This window comes from Trebonia sp., assembly GCF_049794275.1.
GTDB lineage: Bacteria > Actinomycetota > Actinomycetes > Streptosporangiales > Streptosporangiaceae > Trebonia.
Window position 1 is genome coordinate 1 of sequence record NZ_JBARCR010000871.1, and the last position, 4,548, is coordinate 4,548.

A 4,548-nucleotide genomic window follows, 5' to 3' on the forward strand; every position below is an offset into this window, starting at 1 on the left:
CCGGTGTCGACGAGGATGGTTCCCGCTCCGTCGCGGACGACCCAGAAGTAGTAGTCCATCTCGATGTCCGCGTCCGGCTCACCGTACAGGTGGTGGTTGAGGAAGTTCTCCGCGCGGGTCGTCGTCCGGTTGCAGTACCGGACCGCTAGCACCTCGCGCGCGTCGCCGCCGGTCACTTGTCCTCGAACGCGTTCTTGTAGCGGTCGCCAGCGACCTCCTCCAGCCACTGCGTAACGCCGAGCGAGATCGCCGTGTGCGCCACGAACGAGTCGGGCGCCGCGCCGTGCCAGTGCTCTTCGCCAGGCGCGGCCCAGACGATGTCCCCGGGATGCAGCGCGGACCGGTCACCGTCCCTGGTCTCGATCATGCCGCGGCCGGTGCCGACGATCAGCACCTGGCCGCCGGCGTGCGAGTGCCAGAAGGTGCGTCCGCCCGGCTCGAAGACGACGCTGTTCACCCGGACGTTGGTGGCATCCCCATCGCCGTCGGCGAGCAGCCCGTCCATCATTACCCGCCCGCTGAACGTCCCCGCGTCCCCGGCGCGAGTCGGCTGGCCGTCCTGACGTCCCCGCACATGCTCCATCTAGTCCGTCCTTCCCGGGGTGGCCACGGCTGGCTCTCCACTCAAGCAACGCTAAACGCGCGCGTCCCTCAAGGCCATGTGGCGCGCGACGATATTCCGTGTCGCGACCGCTGGTGCCGCGGAAAACCGGTTGTGGCGTGAGCCCCGGACCGGACATCGTGGGGTCGTGCTGATACGCCGTGAGGCCGCCGGGGACGTCGCGGCCATCCGCGCGGTGACCGCCGCCGCGTTCGGCGCGCCGGGCGCGGCTGGCTTGCCTGCGGAGGCGACGCTGGTGGATGAGCTGCGCGCCGACGGCGCGTGGCTGCCGGCGTTGTCCCTGGTGGCGGTCGACGGGGCCGGTGAGGTGATGGGGCATGTGGTCTGCACGCGCGGGCACGTCGGGCAGGCGCCGGTGCTGGCGCTCGGGCCGCTGTCGGTCCGCCCTGATACTCAGCGGCGGGGTGTCGGGAGCGCTCTCATGCACGCAGTGCTCGGCGCCGGGGACGCGCTCGGTGAGCCCCTGGTCGCGCTGCTCGGCTCTCCGGCCTACTACCGCCGCTTCGGGTTCCGGCCCAGCGACGAGTACGGGATCACGCCGCCCCGGCCGCAGTGGCAGCCGCACTTCCAGGTGCGCGTGCTGAGCGCCTACCGGCCGGAGACGCGCGGGACGTTCACCTATCCCGAGCCGTTCGACCGGACATGACGACGCCGCGGCCACCGGACGAGGTCTTCTGCATGACGTGCGGTCCCGCCGCGGCCCTAGACCGGGATCCCCTGGCGCCGGTGCTGCGCTGTGCGCGGTGCGGCGCCGAAGAGCGTGTCCCCGCGCTGCCGCTGTTCGTGGTGACCGGGGCGAGCGGGGCCGGCAAGACCACGGTCACCGGGCCGCTGCGCCGCCTGCTGCCGGACTGCGCCGTCTTCGAGGCCGACCTCACCTTGCAGGTCGCGGCGCTGGGCTGGGAGACCTGGCGCGACACCTGGCTGCGGCTGGCCCACGGAGAGGCGCTGAACGGCCGGGTGATGGTGCTGTGCGGCTCCCTGCTGCCCGACCAGCTCGACGCGGTCCCGGCGCGCAAGCTGCTCGGCCCGATTCACTTCTGCGACCTCGACTGCCCCGACGACGTGCTGGCGGCACGGCTCCGCGCCCGCCCGTCCTGGCGGCACAGCTCGTCGGAGACCGTGATCGCGGAGCACCAGCGTTTCGCCGCGTGGCTCCGCACGCACATCCAGCCGTGCTACGACACCAGCGCGCTGACACCCGACGAGACAGCCGCGCAGATCGCGGCCTGGATCCGGCGCCGACTGGACGGTTAAGGCCCCAGGCGGTGCGGCGCCGTATGCTCGGGTGATGACGCCTGAGGCGCTTGTGCGGTCGGGCACGAGCTGGGCGGCGGTTCCGTTCGTACCGGAGATCAGGCTGCTGACCGCCGCCGAGCCTTTCGGACTGTGGGACCTGACCGAGCGGGACGCCCCGCCGTTCTGGGCGTTCCCGTGGGCGGGCGGCCAGGCGCTGGCGCGCTACGTCCTCGACCACCCGGAAATCGTGCGCGGGCACCGCGTGCTCGACGCCGCCTCCGGCTCAGGACTGGTCGCGATCGCCGCCGCCAAGGCGGGCGCGGCCAGCGTTACCGCCTGCGACGTCGACCCGAACGCGGTGGCCGCGATTGGGATCAACGCCCACGCGAACGGCGCGGCGGCCGTTGCGGCCCGCGTCCTCGACCTCGATCTCGCCGCTGGTGACCCGTCCGGCGCGCAGGTTGTCCTCGCCGCGGACGTCTTCTACCAGCGCGAGTTCGCAGAGCTCGCGCTGCGGTTCCTGCGCGGTGCGGCCCGGTCGGGCGCCGAGGTCTTCATCGCCGACCCGGGCCGGGCGTTCCTCCCCGCCAGCGCGCTGACCTCGCTCGCCAGCTACGAGGTCCCGGTCCTGGCCGTCCTCGAGGACAAGCCGGTCAAGACGGTGACCGTCTACCGCCTCGGTTAGTACGGCTGCGGCTGCTGGGCGCCGGTGCGCAGCGCCGGGGACAGCACCTCGCCGACCGCCTCGACGAGCCGGCTCATTTCGTAGGAGACCAGGTCGGTATCGCATTCCGGTGCGGCGAGGACGCACAGGCTCGACCCGTCGCTGACCGACTTGATCAGCATCAGCCCGCCCATCATCTCCACCAGCGCCTGCGTCGGCTGGCCAGCCTCGAAGATGCGCGCGGCACCCTGCATGAGGCTGGCGAGGCCAGAGGTGATGGCCGCGAGCTGTTCAGCGAAGGCCTCGGGGATGTCGTCCGAGAGAGCGAGCGGCACACCGTCGGCGGATACCACAGCCGCGTGCGCCACGTCCGCCACGCGGATCGAAAAATCGCTGACCAGCCAGTTCAAGTCCTGACGGTACACGTAGCTCAACGGTCGGTTCCCTCTCCTGCGCGGGGCGGCTGGCTTTCGGCACGGCGGGCGCCACGCTGGAACCCGGTCAGTCGGCTGCGAGCCATGTCAGGTGACCGCTGCGGCAGCGGGGCCGACAGCGAGTGCGCCTCGGTGCTGTTTCCTAGCCGGCTGGGCAAGCCGGTGCCGCCGCCGGGTGCGGCGGCACCGGGCGCGGTGCCGCCGTTGCGAGCGCCGGGCGCTGACCCTGGGATGAGGTTCGCCTTCGGGACGCGCAGCGGCAGGCCCGCCGACGTCTGGTCGCCCTGGGCCGGGTCCGCGACGATGTCCGCGGGACGGCGGCCGCCGGTGCTCCAGCTGCCGGTGTCGGCCGCGCCCCAGCCGCCGGTGTCGGATGACCCCCAGCCCGCGCCGGAGTCCGCACCCCAGCCGCCGGACTGCTGCTGCCCGGGAGCGCCGGACGGCGTGCCGACGGCGGGTCCGCTGTTGCCGTAGTCAGCGCCGTTGCCGTAGTCAGCGCCGTTCCCATAGTCGGCGCCGTTGCCGTAGTCAGCGGCGTTGCCGTTGCCGTAGTCAGCGCCATTCCCGTTGCCGCCGCCGTTGACCGGCATCCGCGACTGGGCGCCCAGCACTGTGTGCCGGCTGCGGAACCAGTTCGACGTCGCCGTGCTGGTGTGCTCAGGCACGGTGATACCGCTCTGCGTGGCCGTGGAGTCTTCGGCCCGCACGAGGCCGTGCTTGCCGGAGCTGCGCTGGGTCGCGGCGGTTCCGGCGATGCTGTGCACTCCTGAGGCGCGCTTGGGCTGGAGGAAGCCGCCGCTCTGCGTGACAGGCGGCTGCCAGGACCCGGTGCCGGTGAAGGTGCGCGCCGACCGCTCGATGACCGTATCGGGGAGCCACACCAGGGCCGTCAGCCCCTGCGGGCTGGCGGGGCGCAGCCGGATCCTGATCCGGTGCCGTTCGGCCAGCCGGGCGACGGCGAACAGGCCCATGTGCCTGGACACCGACACGTCCATCACCGGCGGGTTGTCCAGCCGCCAGTTCATCTCGGCCAGCCGGGACTCAGAAACGCCGATGCCCCTGTCGGTGACCTCGATCAGCACGCCGCCGCTGGTCAGCTCCTGGGCCGATACCTGCACCGGGCTGTCCTTCGGCGAGAAGATCGTGGCGTTCTCGATGAGCTCGGCGAGCAGGTGCACGACGTCGGACACCGCCGGGCCGATCACGGCCACCCCGGGCTGCACGTTCAGCACCACGCGGGCGTACTGCTCGATCTCGGAGGTCGCGGCGCGGGTGACGTCCGCCAGCGGCACCGGCTCCGTCCACTTGCGCGGGCTCTCGTGACCGGCCAGCAGCAGCAGGTTTTCCGAGTTGCGGCGCATGCGGGTGACCAGGTGGTCCATGGAGAACAGGTTGGACAGCCGGTCGGGGTCGTCCTCGTTCTGCTCCAGGGAGTCGATCATCCGTGCCAGGCGCTCGATCAGCGACTGGCTGCGGCGGGACAGGTTCACGAACATCGCGTTGAAGCTGGTGCGCAGCACCGCCTCGTTGCCCGCCAGCCGGACCGCTTCCGCGTGCACCTGGTCGAACGCGCGGGCCACCTGGCCGAT

Annotated in this window: 6 protein-coding genes; 3 read left to right on the top strand and 3 right to left on the bottom strand. The window is 72.0% G+C overall.

The genetic code is table 11. The annotated features are described in order from the left end of the window. Nucleotides 1-172 precede the first annotated feature (172 nt). A complete protein-coding gene (locus WA805_RS22500) occupies nt 173-583 on the bottom strand; it encodes a cupin domain-containing protein (protein WP_422289829.1) in 411 nt (136 codons plus the stop codon). A 166-nt stretch (nt 584-749) separates the two neighbouring features. On the opposite strand from WA805_RS22500, the gene WA805_RS22505 reads away from it, so the two are divergent. Genes WA805_RS22505 through WA805_RS22515 form a run of 3 tightly spaced genes read left to right on the top strand, consistent with a single transcriptional unit; the run spans nt 750 to nt 2,546 of the window. Then, nucleotides 750-1,268, top strand: coding sequence for a GNAT family N-acetyltransferase (locus WA805_RS22505; RefSeq protein WP_425243324.1), 519 nt, complete (start codon nt 750-752; stop codon nt 1,266-1,268). 32 nt (nt 1,269-1,300) lie between these two features. Next, nucleotides 1,301-1,879, top strand: coding sequence for an AAA family ATPase (locus WA805_RS22510; RefSeq protein ID WP_422340759.1), 579 nt, complete (start codon nt 1,301-1,303; stop codon nt 1,877-1,879). Between the two features lie 34 nt (nt 1,880-1,913). Further along, complete coding sequence (locus tag WA805_RS22515; protein WP_425243325.1) at nt 1,914-2,546, top strand: class I SAM-dependent methyltransferase; 633 nt, start codon at nt 1,914-1,916, stop codon at nt 2,544-2,546. On the opposite strand, the gene WA805_RS22520 is transcribed toward WA805_RS22515, so the two are convergent. Further along, complete coding sequence (locus WA805_RS22520; RefSeq protein ID WP_422340760.1) at nt 2,543-2,935, bottom strand: roadblock/LC7 domain-containing protein; 393 nt, start codon at nt 2,933-2,935, stop codon at nt 2,543-2,545. The two genes, WA805_RS22515 and WA805_RS22520, sit on opposite strands and share 4 nt — an antisense overlap. 20 nt (nt 2,936-2,955) lie before the next feature. Beyond that, nucleotides 2,956-4,548, bottom strand: a 1,593-nt coding sequence (locus WA805_RS22525) for an ATP-binding protein (protein ID WP_425243326.1), incomplete at its 5' end; no start/stop codon positions are given.

Excerpts from the sequence above, each read along its gene's own strand:
- WA805_RS22500 (WP_422289829.1), bottom strand. The coding sequence starts at position 583 with ATGGAGCATGTGCGGGGACGTCAGGACGGCCAGCCGACTCGCGCCGGG.
- WA805_RS22510 (WP_422340759.1), top strand. The coding sequence starts at position 1,301 with ATGACGTGCGGTCCCGCCGCGGCCCTAGACCGGGATCCCCTGGCGCCG.
- WA805_RS22515 (WP_425243325.1), top strand. The coding sequence starts at position 1,914 with ATGACGCCTGAGGCGCTTGTGCGGTCGGGCACGAGCTGGGCGGCGGTT.